Below are 20,122 nucleotides of genomic sequence, written 5' to 3'. Positions count from 1 at the left end.
GGCGGGCGCCCGGTCCACCGCGCGCCCGCCCGCCGAGGGCCCCTCGCCGCAATTCCGGCCCGCCGAGGCGCCTCGCCCCAACTCCGGCCCGCCGCAGGCCCGTCGGCCGAGCCTTCCCGCCGATCAGCGGCCGCCGGCCCCGCGGGTCCTGCCGCGCGCCAGTCAGCGCTCCCCTCGGCTCGGTCCGATTCCACGCCCGCTCCCAGCAGCCCGAACCGGCCCGGACCGGCTCCGGAATCACCGTCATTCACTGTATGGAACCGCCGAGTTCCCCACCTTCCACAGTTGACTGTTTTTTAGCAACGAATTGCTCGATCATGAGCCACTTCGCACACGGGTTCTGTCATGTTCGAGCCAGCGTTCTCGACCCCCTGAACGCCTGGTCCCTTGCCGGCCCCCACAGCCGGCCAGAGGAGGATCCGTTGCGCCCCCGCTCCCTTGCCCTCGCCGCGGCGATAGCCGTGCTGCCGCTGACCGCCGTCTCGCTCGGTGTCTCCACCGCGCAGGCCGCCACTCCCAACGCCACCCCGCGCGTCGCCCTGCCGAACACCGTGAACCCGGCGGTGGCCCACTCGGAGAAGAAGGGCGACGTCCCGGCCGCGCAGCAGATCGCGGTGTCCGTCAGCCTGAAGCTGCGCGACGCCGACGGCCTGGACCGCTTCCTCACCGCCGTCGCCACCCCGGGCACCCCGGAGTACGGCCACTACCTGACGCCGGAGCAGTTCACCGCGCGGTTCGGCCCGACCCAGGCCGCCGTCGACCAGGTCAGGACGTACCTGGCCCAGCAGGGCCTGACCGTCACCGACGTGAGCGCCAACCGCCAGGTCGTCAACGCCCACGGCACCGCCGCCCAGGTCTCCCAGGCCTTCGGCACCCACGAGAGCTCGTACCTGGACCCGCAGCTCCAGCGCGCCTTCTTCGCCAACGACGCCGCCGCCTCGATCCCCTCCGACCTCGCCGCCGTGGTCCAGGGCGTCAGCGGCCTGGACAACCACGCGGTGCGCAAGAACCGCCTGGCCACGCCGAAGGCCGTCACCCCGAACACCGCGAGCGCCACCCCGAGCGGCATGGCCCCGGCCCAGTACACCGGTGCGTACAACCTCAACAAGACCGGCGCGGACGGCACCGGCACCACGGTCGCGCTGTGGGAGTTCGACGGCTACCAGTCCTCGAACCTGACCACCTACGACTCCCAGTACGGCCTGTCCGGCCCGGCCGTCTCCACCGTCTCGGTGGACGGCGCCAACTACGACTCCGCCCCCGGCCAGGGTCAGGGCGAGGTCGAGTTGGACAGCGAGATCGTCCGCGGCGCGGCGCCCAAGGCCACCCAGCTGGTCTACGAGGCGCCCAACAGCGACCAGGGCGAGATCGACATGGCCAACAAGATCGTGACCGACAACAGGGTCTCGGTGATCTCGATCTCCTGGGGCTCCTGCGAGCCGGACACCACCGCCTCCTCGATGACGGCGGTCGACAACGCCTTCAAGCAGGCCGCCGCCCAGGGCATCTCGATCTTCTCCGCCTCCGGCGACGACGGCTCCCGCGACTGCACCCGCTCCACCAGCGGCTCCTCCGTCAAGGCGGTCGACTTCCCGGCCTCCAGCCCGCACCAGACCGGCGTCGGCGGCACCAACCTCAAGGTGTCCAGCGGCAACGCCTACTCCTCGGAGAGCGCCTGGAGCACCGCCGGCGGCGGCGTCTCCACCGTGTTCGCCAAGCCGAGCTGGCAGACCGGCACCGGCGTCAGCGGCACCATGCGCACCGTCCCGGACGTCTCCTCCAACGCCGACCCGGCCAGCGGCTTCGCGATCTACACGGCCGGCGCCTGGCAGGTCTACGGCGGCACCAGCGCGGCCGCGCCGCTCTGGTCCGGCTACGCGGCCCAGTTCAACCAGAAGGCCAAGGCCGTCGGGCAGCCGGTCCTCGGCGAGGCGAGCCCGCGGCTGTACTCGGTCGCGAACAGCAGCGGCTACGGCAGCACCTTCCACGACGTGACCACCGGCGCCAACCAGGACTTCTCCGCGAAGGCCGGCTACGACCAGGTCACCGGCTGGGGCTCCCCGGTCGCCGACGCGCTGACCACCGCCCTGCTCGGCGGCGGGACCACCCCGCCGTCCGGCGGCTGCACCGCCGCCCAGCTGATCACCAACGGCGGCTTCGAGACCGGCACCGCCTCCCCGTGGACCACCTCCAGCGGCGTGGTCGACAACAGCTCCTCCCAGGCCGCCCACTCGGGCAGCTGGAAGGCCTGGATGAACGGCTACGGCTCGGCCCACACCGACACCATGTCGCAGACCGTCTCGATCCCGGCCGGCTGCACCTCCGCCAAGCTGACCTTCTGGCTGCACATCGACACCGCGGAGACCGGCACCACCGCGTACGACAAGCTGACCGTCCAGGCCAACAGCACCACGCTGGCGACCTACTCCAACGCGAACGCCGCCGCCGGTTACGTCCAGCGCACCCTGGACCTGACCTCCTTCGCCGGCCAGACCGTGACCGTCAAGTTCACCGGCACCGAGGACTCCTCGCTGCAGACCAGCTTCGTGATCGACGACGTCGCGCTGAACGTCAACTGATCACCGGCAGGTAGCACCACCGAACCCCCGCCGGGGCGGCCGCCGTCATGGCCCGCCCCGGCGGTGTCCGTCCCGGCCCGCCGCAGGGGTGCGCGGGCCCGGAGCGGCGGCCCGTGTTTCCGGACTGTTTCAAGATCGCTAACCCTTCGGTCCACCTGCCGTGACCACTGTCATACGCACGACTGATGACGTAGCCTCTCGACCGTGCATAGGGTTCCCCAAAGCTCGGTGAAGCCGCTGGCGGCGCGCCCCGGCGCCGACCCGGTCCCGCCGAACTCACCTGGTGGGGAGGGTCACCGCATGGCCGCACAGCAACCTCAGGACGCCGCGCGGCTGCGGCTGGTCGGATCGCATACGGAGCGTCCGGGACCGCCCCCCGCCGCCGCCCCCGTCCCTGCGCCCAGCCGGCTCACCCCGGTCGGCGGCTTCGCGGACACCCTGCACCTGGCCATCGAGGCCAGCGGCCTCAGCCTGGACCGCATCCGCGCCGCCCTCGCCGGGCGCGGCGTCCGGGTCAGCGTCACGACCCTCAGCTACTGGCGGCGCGGCCGCAGCCAGCCCGAACGGGCCAGCTCGCTGCGCGCCGTCCACCTGCTGGAGGAGCTGCTCGGCCTGCCGCACAGCGCGCTCTCCTCGCTGCTCGGGCCGCCGCGCCCGCGCGGCCGCTGGGCCGCCGCGGCCAACACCTGCCACCTCGGACTGGAGGACGTCTGGCCGGGCGAACAGCAGATCGCCGACATCTTCGCCGAGCTGAACGCCCCGCCGGCCGGCGAGCTGGAGCGGCTGAGCATCCACGACTCCTACTACGTGGACGCCGAGCGCCGCGGCAACCTGCTGCGGATGCGCCAGGTGGTGCGCGCCACGGTCGGCGGCGTCGGCCGCTGCCTGGTGGTGCACATGGCCGACGAGGAGGCCGCCGGCTGCCCGGAGATCACCTCGGTGCGGCACGGCCGGCTGGGCCGGGTGCGCCGCCGCCCGGAGGCCGGGCTGATCGTCGCCGAGCTGATGCTGGACCGCCCGCTCGGCCTCGGCGACAGCACGGTCTTCGAGTACGAGGTGGAGATCCCGCCCGGCGGCCCGACCACGGAGTACAGCCGTCGCTTCGCCACCCCGGTGCGCGAGTACGTGCTCCAGGTGCACTTCGACCCGGCCGCCGTCCCGGCGCACTGCGAGCGCTACGACCGCGAGCCGGGCGCCGACGTCGACCACCGCCGCGAGCAGCTCTGGATCGGCGCCTCGGCGAGCGCCCACGTCCTCGCCCCGGACCAGCAGCCGGGCCACATCGGCATCCGCTGGGAGTGGGCGTAGTCCTTCCCGGGCCGGAAGCCCGAAGTCCCGAAGCCCCGTCGGACCGTCAGGATCCGGCGGGGCTCCGCTTGTCACGGGCGAGGCCCGCCCCGAACGCCCCGCCACGCCCGGGAGTCCCACGAGTCTCACCCGTTCGGCTCAACCCGCCGTGACGCACCCCGCCCGCTTTGGGACTTTGGTCCCGGTAACACGCGGAATCGGCCAGGGAAGGCCACTCCTGTCCCGCCGTCAGGCGGTGACCGGACAGACCGCAGGAAAGAGGCGGAGCATGACCCTGACCGACCTGTCCCCGCTCATGGAGTTCGACGACGTCGAACCGGCGGAGGACTGCATATGCGGGGGCTGCAACGCCCGCAGACGCGCCCGGCTGCACGCCGCGCCGGTCCACGAGGACGGACACGCCGCCGCCCGCAGCGTCCGCCGCCGGGCCGCCGTGCTGATGGCCGCCATGGGCACCGCGATCGGCGGCGGGACGGCCGCCGCCACCGCGGCGCCCGCCCCCGCGCCGGGCGACAGCAGCGCCCCCCGCTCGCAGAACCCCCAGGGCGAGATCAGCGGCCTCTACGGCCAGGCGCCAGGGGCCCGTTCCCTCGCCGCCCCGCGCGCCGCCGCGACGCCGCTCACCCGGGCCCAGATCATCCAGCGCGCCCAGAGCTGGGTCGACCAGGGCGTGCCGTACAGCATGAGCCGCTACTGGTCGGACGGCTACCGCCAGGACTGCTCCGGCTTCGTCTCGATGGCCTGGGGCCTGAACAGCAGCCAGACCACCTGGACGCTGCCCGGCTTCGCCGAGCGGATCGGCAAGAACGACCTCCAGCCCGGCGACATCCTCCTCTACAACAACCCGGCCAGCCCCCAGGCCGGCTCGCACGTGACGATCTTCGGCGGCTGGACCGACTCCTCCCGCACCAAGTACGTCGCCTACGAGCAGACCGGGCCCTCCACCAAGAAGCGCTCCACCCCGTACGGGTACTGGAACAACTCCGGCGCGTACGTCCCGTACCGCTACACCGGCCTGTCCGCCGGCGGCAACGGCAACGGCGGCGGCACCTCCTCCACCGCCTTCCCCGGCACGGACAGGTTCGGCCCCGGCGCCGACAACGCGTACGTCACCAGGCTCGGCCAGATGCTGGTGCAGCGCGGCGGCGCCGCGTTCTACTCCACGGGCCCCGGCCCCCGCTGGACGGACAGCGACCGCCGGGCCGTCCAGGCCTTCCAGCAGGCCCAGGGCTGGCGCGGCGGCGAGGCCGACGGCATCCCCGGCAAGGACACCTGGGACTACCTGGTCAACGGCAAGGGCCGCGACATCAACGGCGGCACCCCACTGCCGCCCCCGCCGCCCACCGCCGAGGGCTTCCCCGGCGCCCAGTACTTCGGCCCCGGCCAGATCAACGACCACGTCCGGCGCCTCGGCGAACAACTCGTCCGCAAGGGCTTCGGCGGCTCGTACAGCGTCGGCCCCGGCCCGCGGTGGACGGACAGCGACCGCCGGGCCGTCCAGGCCTTCCAGCAGGCCCAGGGCTGGCGCGGCAGCGAGGCCGACGGCTACCCGGGCCCCGACACCTGGCGCCGGCTCTTCTCCTGACACCCCGCCGAGGCGCGGTGCCCACCCGGGCGCCGCGCCTCAGCGCTTCCCCGACATCCAGTGGAAGAGGCCCATCGCGACACTGGTCGCCAGGTTGAAGCTGGACACCCCCGGCTGCATCGGCACCGCCACCAACCGGTCGGCGCGCGCCTTGAGTTCGTCCGACACACCGTGCCGCTCCGTACCGAAGGCCAGCAGCGCGTCGTCCGGGAAGGGCAGGTCCCGGATGTCCTCGCCCTCCGGATCCAGCACGAACAACGGCCCGTCCGGAAGCTCCGGCAGGCTCAACCGCTCGACCGCGGTCGCGAAGTGCAGCCCCGCACTCCCGCGCAGCACGCTCGGATGCCACGGATCCAGGTCCCCCGTGGTCACCACCCCGGTGGCGCCGAACCCGGCCGCCAGCCGGATCACCGCCCCGACGTTCCCCAGGTTGCGCGGGTTCTCCAGCAGCACCACCGGCGCCTTCCGCGGCCGCCGCCCCAGCACCTCCCGGTTCGCCTCCGCACCGGGCCGCACCGCCAGCGCCGCCACCCCCGTCGGATGCAACCGCGGCACCAGCCCCCGCAGCACCGGCTCCGGCACCTCCACCGCGAGCCCCTCCAACGCCGGAGCGACATCCGGCGCCAACTCACCCGCCAACGCCGCCAAGGCCTTTTGGTCGACGGTCAGCACCCACCGCACCTCGCCGCCGAACCGCAGCGCGTGCTTCAGCGCGTGGAACCCGTCCAGCAGCACCGCCCCCGGCTCCCGCTCGGCCGCCCGCCACCCACGCACCAGCTCGTCCATGCCGTTCACTCTCCCACCTGCTCCCCGGGCCGCCCCAACGGCCCGCCCACATCGCGGGCCAACCCGTCCAACCCGAGGTCGACGACACCACCCACCCACCCACCCCAGCGAGAGAACCGTCCCCACCCACAGCAACCACCCACCACCCCACCCCACCCCAGCGAGAGAACCGTCCCCACCCATAGCAACCACCCACCACCCCACCCCACCCCAGCGAGAGGGACGCGCTGCGGGAGGGGGCGGCGGAGGGGGTGGGTGCGGAGAGGGGCGTGGCGGGTGATTTTCAGACTGCCAACGGTCTCAACACCCCACCGCCAGGGTTGGCAGTCTGAAAATCATCCAGCCCCCGGAGCGCCCACCCCCGGAGCCGCCCCCGGCCCCCCACCCTCCCGAAAGCCCCCCTCCCGAAAGCCCCCCTCCCGAAAGCCCCCCTCCCCAGCCGACCCCCGCAGAGCCCGCTCCAGATCCCGAAGCGCCTGCCCCACCAACCGAGTCCCCGCCCTCACCACATCCCGCTGCACCCCCGCCGGAGCCACCGCCAACCCCTCCTCCAGCCACACCTGCGCATCCCGCACCGCCCGGAACTCCACCGGCTGCCCCGTCAGCACCGCCGCCGCCGCGAGCGCCGTCGCCAGCCGCAGCTCCTCCGCGTACGCCGCCGTCCCCGGGACGGGCTCCGCGTCCGCCGCCGGCAGGTGGGCCTCCAGCAGCACCGCCGCCCGCCCGAGGGCCCCCACCGCCGCCCGGGCCCGGTCGATCTGGCGCCGGCTCACCCCCTCCAGTCCGGACTCGTGCCGCCCCGGCTCGGCGTCGGCCCGCTGCATCGCCTGGTACAGCTCCGAGCGCGCCTCCCGCGAGTCCAGCAGCGCGCTCCGCACCACCCGCCCGCGCGGCGCCGCCGGCTTCTCGTAGCAGGCGATCACCGCCCCCGCGTACCGTCCGGCCGCCGCCAGCCACTCGGCGAGCCGTTCGCCCAGCCGGGCGGTCTGCCAGGTCGGGAACAGCGCGTACGTGACGAGCGCGATCGATCCGCCGAGCAGGGTGAGCCCGACCCGTTCGACCGCCGTCACCAGCGGGTTGCCCTCCTGCAGCCCGAGCAGGAACACCACGTACGTGGAGATGCCGACGGTGGTGAGCGCGTACCCGGTCCGGAACGCCAGGTACGACCCGCCGATGCAGACCACCGCCAGCGCGGCCAGCACCCACTCCCCGGGGTGGGTGAGTTGCACGACCAGCGTCGAGACCGCGACCCCGACCACCGTCCCGGCCAGCCGGGCGACGCCCCGGCTGTAGGTCTGGGCGAAGTCCGGCCGCATCACCATCGCGGCGGTCATCGGCGCCCAGTACCCGTGGTGGAACCCGATGAGCCGGGCCAGCAGGTAGGCGACGGTGACGACCCCGGCGAGCCGGACGGCGTGCTGGAAGATCGCCGAACGCGGGTGCAGCTGCCGCCGTACGGCCCGCGCCGCGACCGGCAGCATCCGGGCGATGGTCGGCCTGTGCAGAGCTCCCCCGGCCCCGACCACGGGGGTGGTGACGGTGTCCTCGTCGTTGCGGTCCAGGGTGTCCGCGGCCTTGCGCAGCAGCCCGCCGAGCCGTCGGGCGGAGCGCCGGGGTGCCCCCTGGAGCCGCGGTCCCTCGTCGTCCGGGTCGACCAGGGTGAGCGAGGGCGCGGAGCGGGGCAGCCGGACCGGGTCGCCGGTGCGGATCGCCCGGGCGAGGGCGTCCATGACCTCGGCGGCGGCCGCCAGTACCTCCCGGGCCCGGTCCCGCCCCGGCCCCTCCTCGGGGGCTCCCACCTTGGGGTCGGCGAGGGCGGCGAGCGTGGGCCGGATGCGCTCGGCGATGCCGCGCAGGCCGCGCAGCTCGGGCGGCCGGTGGCGGTCCTGCCAGGGGGTGAGGGCGGCCGCGTGGCGGGCCGTCATGAACGGCTCCGGGTCCACGTGCGCGGTCGGGTCCTGCCGCAACCTCCTCGCGTAGTCGGCGAGTTCGGCGTAGGTGTCGGCGAGGGCCTCGCGCTGGGCGGTCCAGCTGCCGATCGGCCAGACGGTGATGACGGTGGCCTGGACGACCCCGCCGAGGGCGGCGACCAGCCCGTGGCCGAGCGCGGTGCCCACGCTGACCGGGAGTTGCACGACGATCAGCATCACGGAGACGGTGTTGGTGGCGACCACCCCGGCGGTGGGCCCGATCGCCCAGGCCAGCCCGGCGCCGAAGGCCCACACGGCGAGCAGCACCGGGAACAGCCCGGGGACGCCGGCGGCCAGGTAGCCGAGGAAGGTGCTGATGCCGAGTCCGGCCCCGGCCGCGACGGCGAGGCTGGCCCGGGGCCGGAAGCTGCGCTGGAAGGTGGCCGAGCCGGCGATGAACGCGCCCATCGCGGCCGAGGTGGCGAGCGCGACCCCGCCGAGCGCGAGGGTCGGGAAGAGCACCAGTGCCACCGCGACCGCCCCGCGCAGCGCCCGCTTGGGGTCGGTCAGCGCCCGGTCCAGGGTGAGCCCGGTCCGCGCGGTGTCACGAAGTGCGGCGAACCAGGACATAGCGACATCCTAGGCGGGAGACCTCCGCCGGATCCGACTCAGCCGCGCCGCCGCCCACAGCAGCGCCCCGGTCGGCAGGAACACCGCGTCCGCCGCGATCATCGCGAGCGAGAAGACCGGCAGCCCGAGCACCACCGCGATCCCCGCGTGCTCCAGCATCATGACGGCCAGCAGGACGTTCTTGACCCGCCGGTTGACCAGCGTGAACGGGAACGCCACCTGGAGGATCACGGTGCCGTAGGAGATCAGGAAGACCGGCAGGAGCGCCGAGCCGACCAGCGCGGACAGCCCCGGCCAGGGGGTGAAGTAGTCCAGGTGCAGCGGGTAGTACAGCGCGGTGCCGTCCTGCCAGCGCGAGCCCTGCACCTTGTACCAGCCGGCCGTGGCGTAGATCAGCACCACCTCGACGGCGATCACCAGCATCGCGCAGTTGTGCACCATGTTCGCCAGCGCGTCGAGCACCGCCCGCGGTTCGCCGTCCGGCCGCAGCCGGCCGAGCGTCCACCACAGCCCGGCCACCGCCCAGAGCCCCCAGAACAGCGGCGACCAGCCGAGGTACGGGAAGGCCCGGTCGGTCCAGGTCAGGCTGTCGCCCGCGAGGCCGCCGAACTGACAGGCCGCCAGGGCGGCCCCGAGCACCGCCCAGAGCACCACCCCGGTCCGCCCGGGCCCGGTCCCGCGGGCGTCCAGCGACCAGACCTCGGCGCAGCGGGTGAAGACCAGGTAGACCGCCATCAGGTGGACGACGTTGTCGCCGCCGTCGCCGAGGAAGACGTCCCGGTTCTGCAGGGACAGCACGGTGACCAGGAACAGCACCGTGCTCGCCCTGGTCCGCCAGCCCAGCAGCACGGCCAGCGCCGCCAGCACCGCCAGGTGGTAGACCAGCTCGAACCAGAGCCGTCCGCCGAACCAGGGCAGCACGGTGAACGCCCCGTTGTCGGTCAGCAGCCGCTCGGCCAGCTCCATCGACCAGGGGGAGCGGTCGCCGTACAGCACCCGGCGGTGGGGCCACTCGCGCAGCAGGTGGGCCAGCCAGACCAGCCCGAAGCCGATCCGCACCACCGCGGCCTGGTGCCGGCCGAGCGGCCGCCCGGTGAAGGCCGCCATCGCCCGCCCCAGCGGCGCCCGCGGCCCGCGCGCCTCCGGCACCGCCCCGGCCTGCCGCGGCACACCGGCGGCCGGCCCCGCCCCGCCGGACGCCACGGCCCCGTCCGCCCGGTCGGCCCGCACCGTCGCCTCGTTCATCCGAGCAGCCCCCGGTAGTCCTCGTCCGACACCGACCACCACGGCAGCTCCCGCACCCGGGGCGCCGGCGGCGCGGGCTCGCCGCTCCAGGACGGCGGCGGGACGGTGGCCGCGGTCGACCGGAACCGGATCTCCACGATCCGCCCGCCGTCCGTCTCCCGGCCGATCCGCTGCAGGGCGATCCGTTTGAGGTACTGCTCGGCGAGCCGGCCGCGCGGGGAGGCCGGGGTCTCGTCCTGCGGGTTGTGGGTGCCGTCGTAGAAGTCCCAGGCCCGGCGCAGCAGGTTCTGCTCGACGTGGCTGGGCGCCGGGTTGCCCCGTATCGCGGCGACGTCCTGCGCGGTCAGCCCGATCCAGTCCCCGGTACGGGTGGCCCCGTCGGGCCCGACGGTACGGACCCGGGCGTCCACGGCCACGTTCTGCTGGAGGGGGTTGGGCGCGAACAGCTTCCAGTTCTGCTCGAACTCCGGGTACACCACGCCGTCGACCTCGTCCCGGTACTGCCGGGACACCGAGTTGGCGGGCGCGACGTGCAGGAACACCGCGGCGAGGAACAGCCCGGTGCCGCCGGCCAGCACCACCCCGGCGAAGCCGAGGACCAGCTGCGCGGGCCCGGACCAGGCCCGCCCGGCAGCCGGCCGGTCCGTCGTCTCGGTCATGGCCTCCCCGCCCGGTCGGCGGGCGCCGCCGGCCCGGTGCCGGCGCGCTCGCGCGCCCATCCTGCCGCACGGCGCGGGCGGCGGGCGCCGGGCCGCCGGGGAGCCGTCAGAGGACGAAGGCCTCCTGGCCGGTGCTGCTCACCATGGGACGGCCCGCGCTCTGCCAGGCGTACATCCCGCCGTCCACGTTCACCGCGTCCCGGCCCTGCTGCACCAGGTACTGGACGACCTGCGCGGAGCGGCCGCCGACCCGGCAGAGCACGTAGAGCTTCTCGTCCGGCAGCTCGCCGAGGCGGGCGATCACCTCGCCGATCGGGATGTGCAGCGCGCCGTCCACGTGGCCGGCGTCCCACTCGTCCTGCTCGCGCACGTCCAGCAGGGCGGCGTCGGCGGGCACGGAGGCGGCGTCGGAGGAGGGGATCTGCGGGAACATCGTGTGGCTCTCCTGGGGTTCGGTGGGGTGCGTGCCATTGTCGCCCACCGGCGCCGCACCGTGGCCGCCGGAGGCCGGGCCGCCGAGCAGCCGTTCCAGCTCGGCCTGCCGTTCGGCGGCCTTGGCCAGCAGCTCCTCGGCGAGCTGCTCCAGCAGCCGGTCCGGGTCCTGCGGGGCGAGGGCGAGCAGTTCGCCCATCGGGGTCTGCTCCAGCCGGACCTGCTCGGCGGCGGTCTCGGCGATCTTGGCGGTCAGCCAGTCCAGCCGGCGGCGCAGCCAGTCCGCGCGGTCGGGGGCGTCGACGGCGGGCGCGGCCTCCGGCGCGGTGGACCACTCGGCGGCCAGGGCGCCCAGCGCGGTCGCGTCCCCGTACGCGTAGGCCTCGTTGACCCGGGCCAGGAAGGCGGCCCGGCGCTGCTGCTCGTCCGGGTCGGTGGTCAGGTCGGGGTGGGCGCGGCGGACCAGCTCACGGTAGATCCGCTGGGCCTCCTTGCCGGGCCGCACCCGCTCGGGCGCGGCGGGCGGCGGGGCCGCCTCGCCCTCCTGGCCCGACTGCTCCCGCACCGAGTCGAACAGCGCGTCCAGGTCGGGCAGTTCCTCGACCTGCCGACGCGCCTCGGCGGCCCGGCGCAGGTCCTCCGGCCGGCCGGTGCGGGCCGCCACGGCCTCGGCGACCAGCGCGTCCAGCTCGTCCAGCCGGGCATAGAGCGGGCCGAGCAGCTGGTGGTGGATCAGCGCGAAGTTGTCGATCTCGACCCGCAGCGTCTGCACGTCCACGTCCATGCTGAGCCAGGCCAGCTCGGCGGCGGCGACCCGCTCCTCGAGTGCCTGCTGCTCCGGGTCCGTCCAGCGGGCGGGGCTCTGCGCGCTCACTTCTCGCCTCTGTCTCGTCCGGGCGGATGCGTCCTGCGGACCACTCGTACGGGCGGTCCGGCCTGCCACCCTACCGCCGTGTTCGCGGGCCTCGTCCGGATGAACCGGAGGCGCGGACCGGCGCGCGGCACGCGACACGCAACCGATCCTGAGGAATCTCCCCGTTTCGGTGTCGAGCCCGGCCCGGTCCGTGCTTCGCTGGTATCCGCACAGCGTGCCTTCCTCCGGAGATACGGCCGCCCCCGGGCGCGGCGGCCAGGCGGGAGCAGAGCGAATCCATGGTGGCCGAGTCCAACTCCACACCGCGGCCGGCGGGCGACGGAACCGCGCCGGGCGACCACCCGACGGGTGTGGCCGCCCTGGTCAGGCTGGCCCCCGTCCTGGTCGACCGGTCCGGCCGGATCACCCAGTGGGGGAGGGCCGCCGAGGAGCTGTTCGGCCATCGTGCCGACGTCGCCCACGACCGCCCGGCCTGCGGCCTGCTGCCCGCCCTGGAGTCCCGGGTGCGCGAACGCTGCTCCGTACGCCGCCACTGCGACACCTTCGCCACCCTCGCCGAACGGACCGCCGACGGCCGCCCCTGGACCGGCCGGCTGACCGTCACCGACCGCGAGGAACACCAGCGCGACGTGCTCTGGTGGGCCTACCCGCTGCCCGGCCCGGCCGGCGGACTGCTGGCGCTGGCCGCCGACGCCCGCCCGCTGCGCTCCACCGGGCCACGGCTGGCGCTCGGCGAGCGGCTGCTCCCCTTCACCGCCGCACCCGGCGCCCGGGGCGGCTTCCACACCCTGGCCGCGGCGCTCACCCCGGCGGGCCGGCCGGTGCCGGAGCACCTGGCCCGGCTGCTGCCCGCCGCCCACCGCACGGCGCTGCTGACCGCGCTGGAGCGGGGCGGGCTGCCCGCCCTGCGGCTGGACCCGGCCACCGTGCTGCCGGTGCTGCCCGCCGACGCGCAGACCGGTACGGCGCACGCGGCCGCCGGTCTCGGTCGCCGCTACCCGACGCCGCAGCAGCGCGCCGCCCGGGTCGGACCGCCGCCGCAGCCCGAGCAGGGCGCCCCCGGCCGCCGGCCGACCGGCCCGCTGCCCGTCCAGCGCGAGGCCGCCGAACGCCCCGCCGCCCAGTCCGCCGTCCGGCCGGTGCCCGCCGTCGCCGGCGCGGCGGGCGGCGGCCCGACCGTCCCTCCCCCCGCCACCGGCCGGGAGGTGCCACCGCCCACCGCAGGAGCCGTCGCCATCGAGTACACCGCCGTCGAGCCGTCCACCACCGACGGCCGCCCGCCCGCCACCGTCCCGGTCCCCGCCCCCGCCACCGGCGAGGGCCCGCCCGGCGGCCGGCTCGGCCCCTTCCTCACCAACGGGCAGGCCGGCGAGCAACTGGCCCTGCTGAACGAGGTCGGTGGCAAGGTCGGCACCACCCTGGACCTCGGCTTCACCGCCCACGAGCTGTGCCAGGTGCTGGTCCCCCGGGTCGCCGACTTCGCCTGCGTGGACCTGGTGGACGGGCTGATCTCGGACTCCGAACTGCCGGCCGCCCGCCCGGACGACGACACCATGCTGCGCCGGGTCGCCCTGGTCTACAACGAGACCGGCGGCGCCTGGGACCACGTGCTCTCCGAGGGCTCGCTGGTCAGCATGCCCCGCCGCACCCCGCCCGGGATGGCCCTGCAGCTGAACCAGCCGGTGCTGGTCCCTGTGGTCAGCCCGGACGTCGCGGTCGACTACGCGATCGCCCTCGGCGGCGCCCGGCTGGCGCCGGTGGTGACCGGCCGGTCGATGCTGGTCGTCCCGCTCTCCGCCCGCGGCACCGTGCTGGGCATCCTCAAGCTGCTCCGGCTGCCGGACCGCGCCCCCTTCGACGAGAGCGACGCCGCGACCCTCAAGGAACTGGCCGTCCGCGCCGCGCTGTCACTGGACAACGCCCGGCTGCACCGCGCCGAGGCCCGGGTCGCCACCACCCTGCAGCGCTCCATGATCCCGACCCGCCCGCCGCAGATCCCCGGCGTGCAGGTCGCCCACCGCTACCTGCCCGGCGATCCGAAAGCCGAGGTCGGCGGCGACTGGTTCGACGCGATCCAGCTGCCCGGCAGCCGGGTCGCCCTGGTGGTCGGCGACGTGATGGGCCACGGCCTGCACTCGGCGGCCGCGATGGGCCGCTTCCGCACCGCCATGCAGACCCTCGCCGCCCTGGACCTCCCACCCGGCCAGCTGCTGCGCCACCTGGACAACCTGGCCCACAAGCTCGGCGACGACCACCTCGCGACCTGCCTGTACGCGGTCTACGACCCCATCAACCGGACCTGCGAACTGGCCAGCGCAGGCCACGTCCCACCCGTCCTGGTGCACCCGGACGGCACCGGCGAGCTACTGGAGATCCCGGCCGGCGCGCCGATCGGCGTCGGCGGGGTGCCGTTCGTCGCCAAGACCATCGACGTCTCGGACGGCTCGATGCTGGTGCTCTGCACCGACGGCCTGGTCGAGGTGCGGGGCGGGGACATAGGAGCCGGCCTGGCCGCGCTCTGCGGCAACCTGATCGACCCGCAGCAGAGCCCCGAGCAGGCCTGCGACGAGGTGCTGCGACGGCTGCACTCGGACGACCGCAAGGACGACGTCGCCCTGCTGGTGGCCCGCTTCGACGGGGTCGCCCCGTCCGAGGTGGCCACCTGGGACCTCACCGTGGACCACCGCGAGGTCGGCCGGGCCCGCTCGCTGGTCCGCGAACAGCTGGCCGGCTGGCACCTGGAGGCACTCAGCGACACCACCGAACTGCTGGTCAGCGAGCTGGTGACGAACGCCGTACGGGTCGCCCGGGACACCGTGAAGCTCCAGCTGATCCGGGTGGACAAGCTGCTGGTCGAGGTCAGCGACGACAACCACAACCTGCCCTCGCTGGAACCGGCCGAGCAGCTCGGCGAGACCGGCCGCGGCCTCACCCTGGTCACCAAGCTCGCCGAACGCTGGGGCACCGCCCGCAAGGCGGTGGGCAAGGTCGTCTGGTTCGAACTACCGCTCCCCCACGCCTAGGAGCGGCGGGGCCCGTCCGGAACGCCGAACGGCCGCGTACGGGACCCGTACGCGGCCGGCGAAGCGCGATCAACGCCCGTCAGGGGATGACGGCCCCCGCCGAGCGGCGCCGCCGGGCCTCCACCGCGACCTCCCGGGAGGCGGCCGCGGCCACCGAGGTGGCGGCGCCGACCCCGGCCAGCACCCTCGGCCAGAAGTCCCCGAAGACCTCGACCGAGACGGCGATCAGCAGCGCGGTGATCACCGCGACCACGTGCTCCAGCCCCGCCAGGTTGGGCAGCACGACGGCCTCGCCGATCATCACCGCGACCACCAGGCCGGCGGTGCACCAGGCCCGGCTGCGGAACGCGACGCAGATCGCCAGTGCCACCACCGCGGCCGAGGGCCCGGTGTCCCGCACGTAGGCGACCCACTTCGGGAAGCCGAACAGGTGGTGCGGGCCGATCGCCACGCCGACCCGGGCGAACAGCGTGCCCGCCAGGGTGCAGGTGTAGGCGACCACCAGCGTCATCCGCCGGCCGAGCACGATCTCGGCGATCGCGAAGACCACGAACACCTGGGCCAGCGCCCCCCAGACCGGAAGGTCCAGCGCCGGCACGTACAGGGAGAGCGGGGTCCGCAGCAGCGAGACCTCCAGCGGCAGCGCCGCCCGCACCACCCCGATGTTGTTGACGAAACGCTCGCCGCCCGGCAGGTGCTGGACGATGCTGAACAGCAGGATCAGAAACGTCGCCACCGTGGCCAGCGGGGCGGCGGCGAACTTCCTTCGCACCACCGCATCCCTGACCGTCACGAACAACGTTCCCCACTCGGCGACAGCGGCCGATCTGACGATTGCCAGCGGCCCCTTTCGCACGCCCCCCGCGTGGGTCCTGTGAATCACAACCGTTTCTCCGAATCCCCGGACTCTCGACTACTCCAACATTAGAAGCCCGCTGACAAAGCCACATCGGCACGGATGGGGAGCCGCGTCATCCTCTGGGGGGAGGCAATACCCCCATCGGCCCCCCATTTCGACCGACCGGTTCCCTCCGCCCCCCGACGGAGGGCTACCCCTTCCCGTCCCGGGCCGTCGCCGGGACCCGGGGCGCCACCACGGCGGCCCGGGCGTGCCGGCGGCGGAACAGGGCGGGCAGGCTCGGCGCGACGATGAATCCCTCGGCGCGCGCGCTCGCGATGCCGATCCGGGGAATTTCGCTGCTCTTCTCGAAGAGCAGGTAGCGCGGTTCCCAGATCGGCCGGTACTTGGCATTGGCGCGGTACAGCGACTCGATCTGCCACCAGCGCGAGAAGAATCCCAGGGTCGAACGCCACAGCCGCAGCACCGGACCGGCGCCGAGGCGGGAACCGCGCTCGAAAACGGAGCGGAACATCGCGAAGTTCAACGACACCCGCTTCAGCCCGACCTCGTCGGCCCGCTGCAGCAGCTCGATGACCATGAACTCCATCAGGCCGTTCTCGGTGTCCCGGGCCCGGCGCATCAGGTCCAGCGAGAGCCCGTCCGGGCCCCACGGCACGAAGCTCAGCAGCGCCTTGAGCTCGCCGTCCCCGTCGTGGCACTCCAGCATCACGCAGCGGCCGTCGCCCGGGTCGCCGAGCCGGCCGAGCGCCATCGAGAAGCCGCGTTCGGTCGCCCCGTCGCGCCACTCGTCTGCCTTCGCCACCAGCTCGGCCATCTCCGCATCGGAGATGGACTCGTGGCGGCGGATGCGCACCGTGTACCCGGCCCGCTTGACCCGGTTGTAGGCCTGCCGGACCACCCGCATCGCGCGGCCGTCCAGCGAGAACTCGTCCAGCTCGACGATCGCCTCGTCACCCAGCTCCAGCGCGTCCAGCCCGTGCCGGGCGTAGATCACCCCGGCCTCCTCGGAGGCGCCCATCACGGCCGGCGCCCAGGCGTGCTCGCGGGCCTCGGACAGCCAGGCGTCGATCGCGCCCGGCCAGGCCTCCGGGTCGCCGATCGGGTCGCCCGAGGCGAGCGAGACGCCGCCGATCACCCGGTAGGTGACGGCCGCCTTGCCACTGGGGGAGAAGATCACCGCCTTGTCCCGGCGCAGCGCGAAGTAGCCGAGCGAGTCCCGCTCGCCCTGCTTGTCCAGCAGGCCGCGCAGCCTGGCCTCGTCCTCGGCGGTGAGCAGCTCCTTGCCGCGCGGGCTGCGGAAGGCCACGTACAGCACCAGCAGGAAGAGCACCGCGCCCATGGCGTTGATCGCGGCGTTCACCCAGGTCGGTGCGGCGATCACCGAGCGCAGGTGCTCGGACGGGGTGATCGTGATCATCCGGCCGACCGAGTACCGGAACAGGTCCCAGAAGCCGGCGCCGGAGAGCTCGTTGGTCAGCCAGACCAGCAGCGCGCCCACACCGCCGCCGAACGCCAGGCCGCCGACGAAGGTGGCCGCCGCCGTCTTCGGGTTGGAGCTGTCCCCCTTGGAGGTGAACTCCCTGCGCCCGATCAGCAGCGCCAGCACGAACAGGCAGGTCAGGACGGTGGAGATGTAGTTGAGCGGGTGGGTGTCGAAGCGCTCGGACGGCACCAGCATGGCCGCCAGGTACAGCAGCGCGAACATCCCGCCGAGCGCCGTGTTGAAGATCCACGCGGCGCGCTTGCGCCGCCGCATCGCGATCGCGAGGAACACCGACAGCACCGCGCTGCCCAGGCCGGCGGTCATCAGGTACGGGGTGAAGTACTCACCCTCGTTGTGCTCGTAGACCTGGTCGCGGAAGGGAACCAGCAGCACCGTCGCCACGTTCAGCAGCGCGATGAGCCGCAGGTACCAGACGGAGGCCGCGGCGGCCCTCGGGCGCCAGCGGTCGAGCACGTCTCCGGTACGGGGCCCGTGGGACGTGGCGGACGGCTCCGACTTCACAGTGGACGACACAGCTCAATTCCAAACGATCAGATGGTGGGGCGCATCCGCGAACGGCCCGGCGCCGGGCGCCCGCTCGGGCCCGACGGACTGACCGGTGACCTCCCCCGGCCGACCGCCCGATTGGAGAAGCGGCCGGAAAAGAGTCAGCCAACTCCATGGTTCACCACCGAAGCTGAGAATTGCGTGAACCGGGTAGCGGATTCCCACCCCCGCCGAACGGCGGGGGTGCACACCCCCCGGACGTTCGGCACCCCGCCTCCGTAGCCCCTACTCTCGAGACGACCCCACGCGGACCGCCCCGACCCGGCCGCCCGAACCGAGGAGGCACCATCACCACCACCCGCGTGCTGATCGTCGACGACGAGATCCTGGTCCGCTCCGGCCTGGGCCTGATCGTCGGCTCCGCCGCCGACCTGGAGGTGGTCGGCGACTGCTCCGGCGGGCAGGCCGAGGAGCACGTCCAACGGCTGCGCCCGCACGTGGTGCTGCTCGACATCCGGATGCCCGACCTCGACGGCATCTCGGTGCTGCGCCGGCTGCGCGCCCTGCCCGACCCGCCGGCCGTGGCGATGCTCACCACCTTCGACACCGACGAGTACATCGGCACCGCGCTGCGGGCCGGCGCGGCCGGCTTCCTGCTCAAGGACACCGCCCCCGACCAGCTGGTGCACGCCGTCCGGGTGCTCGCGGCCGGCGGCAACATCCTCTCCCCGACCGTCACCCGCACCGTGATCGGCGGCTACGTGGACGGCGGCGGCCCGGACGCCGAGGCCACCGCGCTCGCCCGCACCCTCACCGGCCGGGAACTCGACGTGCTCTCGCTGCTCGGCGAGGGCCTGTCCAACGCCGAGATCGCCGACCGGCTCTTCCTCGGCACCGGCACGGTCAAGGACCACATCAGCGCGATCCTCGGCAAGCTCGGCGCCGCCAACCGGGTCCAGGCTGCCGTACTGGCCCACCGGGCCGGCCTGGTCCGGCCCAAGCCCGGCGACGGGGCATGACGGCCGCCGACCACCTGCCGTCCAGACGGCTGCCGGCCTGGTGCACCGCGCCCTGGCTGATGCTGCTGCTGCCCGTCCTGTACTCCCTGCTGGACGCCGCGCTGGTGGCCCGGGAGGCCGCCTGGTGGCAGGTGGCGCTGTCCACGCTGGCCGCCGTCGCGCTGTTCCTCCGCCGTCGCTTCCCGGTGACGGCGCTGCTGCTCACCATGCCGGGCAGCTGGGTGGACGAGATCTGGCTGGCCCCGATAACGGCCGTCTACTCGGTGGCCGCCGAACGCCCCCGCCCCCGGATCGTGATCCCCTGCGGCATCCTGTTCGCCCTGGTCGAGTTCTTCCACTGGCCGCTGCCCGCGAACCTGATCGACCTCAGCCGGGCCACCGCGCTGGACGCCATCCAGGCCGTGATGCTGGCGGCCGGCCCGGCCGCCACCGGTCTGCTCGCCCGCACCCGGCGGGAACTGGCCGTCCGCCTGGACGAGCTGACCCGCGGCCAGGAGCGGGAGAGCCGACTGCTGGCCGAGCGGGTGCTGATCAGCGAGCGCGGCAGGCTGGCCCGGGAGATGCACGACGTGGTCTCGCACCAGGTCAGCCTGATCAGCATCCAGGCCGGCGCGCTCCAGGTGAGCAGCCCCGACCCGGCCGCCGTGACCGCCGCCAGGACCATCCGCGAGCTGTCGGTACGGACCCTGGACGAGCTGCGCCAGATGGTCGGGGTGCTGCGCGGCACCGGCGGACTGCCGGACGCCCCGCTCGCCCCGCAGCCCCGGCTGGCCGACCTGCCCCGGCTGATCGAGGAGAGCGGCCTGGCCGCCGACACCGAGCTGGTCCCCGGCGACCGCCCGTGGCCGGAGGCGGTGGAGCGGGCCGCCTACCGCACCGTGCAGGAGGCGCTCACCAACATCACCAAGTACGCCCCGGACGCGGAGGTGCACGTGCGGGTCCGGGCGAAGGGCCGCCGGCTGCGGGTCGAGGTCCGCAACGAGGCTCCGCCGGTGCACCCGGCCGAGACCCTGCCGGGCGGCGGCCACGGCCTGGTCGGCCTGCGCGAGCGCGCCCAACTGCTGGGCGGCACCCTCACCGCCGGGCCGACCGCGGACGGCGGCTTCGAGGTCCGCGCCGAGCTCCCGGCCGGCCACGGCTGATCCGGCCCGCCCCCGAAACCGGTGCGGCCGGGCCCGGGCCTTCCGGCCGAGAACGAGAAAGCCCCGCAGATCCGTAGA

The 20,122-nt window shown here is 74.2% G+C and carries 13 protein-coding genes; 6 read left to right on the top strand and 7 right to left on the bottom strand.

The features are described from left to right. Window positions 1-422 precede the first annotated feature (422 nt). From ACWDBB_RS02835 to ACWDBB_RS02825, 3 genes are all read left to right on the top strand, one after another. Window positions 423-2,579 carry a protease pro-enzyme activation domain-containing protein gene (locus ACWDBB_RS02835; protein ID WP_449787914.1) on the top strand — a complete coding sequence of 719 codons (2,157 nt, stop codon included), beginning with the start codon at window positions 423-425 and terminating at the stop codon, window positions 2,577-2,579. A gap of 300 nt (window positions 2,580-2,879) precedes the next feature. Continuing rightward, window positions 2,880-3,887, top strand: coding sequence for an XRE family transcriptional regulator (locus ACWDBB_RS02830; RefSeq protein ID WP_449787913.1), 1,008 nt, complete (start codon window positions 2,880-2,882; stop codon window positions 3,885-3,887). 268 nt (window positions 3,888-4,155) lie between these two features. Then, window positions 4,156-5,472 carry a peptidoglycan-binding protein gene (locus ACWDBB_RS02825; protein WP_449787912.1) on the top strand — a complete coding sequence of 439 codons (1,317 nt, stop codon included), beginning with the start codon at window positions 4,156-4,158 and terminating at the stop codon, window positions 5,470-5,472. Between the two features lie 39 nt (window positions 5,473-5,511). On the opposite strand, the gene ACWDBB_RS02820 is transcribed toward ACWDBB_RS02825, so the two are convergent. From ACWDBB_RS02820 to ACWDBB_RS02800, 5 genes are all read right to left on the bottom strand, one after another. Continuing rightward, window positions 5,512-6,258, bottom strand: a complete 747-nt coding sequence (locus ACWDBB_RS02820; protein ID WP_449787911.1) for a TrmH family RNA methyltransferase — start codon at window positions 6,256-6,258, stop codon at window positions 5,512-5,514. 335 nt (window positions 6,259-6,593) lie between these two features. After that, window positions 6,594-8,798 (bottom strand): FUSC family protein, encoded by a 2,205-nt coding sequence (locus tag ACWDBB_RS02815; RefSeq protein ID WP_449787910.1) that lies wholly within the window; start codon window positions 8,796-8,798, stop codon window positions 6,594-6,596. A gap of 9 nt (window positions 8,799-8,807) precedes the next feature. Further along, a complete protein-coding gene (locus ACWDBB_RS02810) occupies window positions 8,808-10,043 on the bottom strand; it encodes an HTTM domain-containing protein (RefSeq protein ID WP_449787909.1) in 1,236 nt (411 codons plus the stop codon). Further along, window positions 10,040-10,702, bottom strand: coding sequence for a DUF5819 family protein (locus tag ACWDBB_RS02805; RefSeq protein ID WP_449787908.1), 663 nt, complete (start codon window positions 10,700-10,702; stop codon window positions 10,040-10,042). The genes ACWDBB_RS02810 and ACWDBB_RS02805 overlap by 4 nt, the downstream gene beginning before the upstream one ends. A gap of 106 nt (window positions 10,703-10,808) precedes the next feature. Then, a complete protein-coding gene (locus tag ACWDBB_RS02800) occupies window positions 10,809-12,008 on the bottom strand; it encodes a rhodanese-like domain-containing protein (RefSeq protein ID WP_449787907.1) in 1,200 nt (399 codons plus the stop codon). 278 nt (window positions 12,009-12,286) lie between these two features. Between ACWDBB_RS02800 and ACWDBB_RS02795 the strand changes: the two genes are divergently transcribed. Next, window positions 12,287-15,031, top strand: a complete 2,745-nt coding sequence (locus tag ACWDBB_RS02795) for a SpoIIE family protein phosphatase (RefSeq protein ID WP_449787906.1) — start codon at window positions 12,287-12,289, stop codon at window positions 15,029-15,031. 79 nt (window positions 15,032-15,110) lie between these two features. On the opposite strand, the gene ACWDBB_RS02790 is transcribed toward ACWDBB_RS02795, so the two are convergent. Together ACWDBB_RS02790 and ACWDBB_RS02785 are read right to left on the bottom strand one after the other, a co-directional pair. Next, complete coding sequence (locus ACWDBB_RS02790; RefSeq protein ID WP_392868717.1) at window positions 15,111-15,824, bottom strand: hypothetical protein; 714 nt, start codon at window positions 15,822-15,824, stop codon at window positions 15,111-15,113. Between the two features lie 256 nt (window positions 15,825-16,080). Continuing rightward, window positions 16,081-17,850 carry a phosphatidylglycerol lysyltransferase domain-containing protein gene (locus ACWDBB_RS02785; RefSeq protein WP_449788100.1) on the bottom strand — a complete coding sequence of 590 codons (1,770 nt, stop codon included), beginning with the start codon at window positions 17,848-17,850 and terminating at the stop codon, window positions 16,081-16,083. A 398-nt stretch (window positions 17,851-18,248) separates the two neighbouring features. On the opposite strand from ACWDBB_RS02785, the gene ACWDBB_RS02780 reads away from it, so the two are divergent. Next, window positions 18,249-18,902, top strand: coding sequence for a response regulator (locus ACWDBB_RS02780; protein ID WP_234348583.1), 654 nt, complete (start codon window positions 18,249-18,251; stop codon window positions 18,900-18,902). Continuing rightward, entirely contained in the window at window positions 18,899-20,044 is a 1,146-nt protein-coding gene (locus ACWDBB_RS02775; protein ID WP_449787905.1) for a sensor histidine kinase, read from the top strand. Before ACWDBB_RS02780 ends, ACWDBB_RS02775 begins: the two co-directional genes overlap by 4 nt. The last annotated feature ends 78 nt before the right edge of the window (window positions 20,045-20,122 follow it).

The sequence above is a fragment of the Kitasatospora sp. NPDC001095 genome (assembly GCF_053598615.1).
This window is presented reverse-complemented; position numbering and strand designations above follow the sequence as displayed.

What these genes read in the sequence shown, in the direction of transcription:
- ACWDBB_RS02805 (WP_449787908.1), bottom strand. Translation starts at nt 10,702, where the DNA reads ATGACCGAGACGACGGACCGGCCGGCTGCCGGGCGGGCCTGGTCCGGG.
- ACWDBB_RS02810 (WP_449787909.1), bottom strand. Translation starts at nt 10,043, where the DNA reads ATGAACGAGGCGACGGTGCGGGCCGACCGGGCGGACGGGGCCGTGGCG.
- ACWDBB_RS02825 (WP_449787912.1), top strand. Translation starts at nt 4,156, where the DNA reads ATGACCCTGACCGACCTGTCCCCGCTCATGGAGTTCGACGACGTCGAA.
- ACWDBB_RS02830 (WP_449787913.1), top strand. Translation starts at nt 2,880, where the DNA reads ATGGCCGCACAGCAACCTCAGGACGCCGCGCGGCTGCGGCTGGTCGGA.
- ACWDBB_RS02820 (WP_449787911.1), bottom strand. Translation starts at nt 6,258, where the DNA reads ATGGACGAGCTGGTGCGTGGGTGGCGGGCGGCCGAGCGGGAGCCGGGG.
- ACWDBB_RS02795 (WP_449787906.1), top strand. Translation starts at nt 12,287, where the DNA reads ATGGTGGCCGAGTCCAACTCCACACCGCGGCCGGCGGGCGACGGAACC.
- ACWDBB_RS02815 (WP_449787910.1), bottom strand. Translation starts at nt 8,798, where the DNA reads ATGTCCTGGTTCGCCGCACTTCGTGACACCGCGCGGACCGGGCTCACC.
- ACWDBB_RS02775 (WP_449787905.1), top strand. Translation starts at nt 18,899, where the DNA reads ATGACGGCCGCCGACCACCTGCCGTCCAGACGGCTGCCGGCCTGGTGC.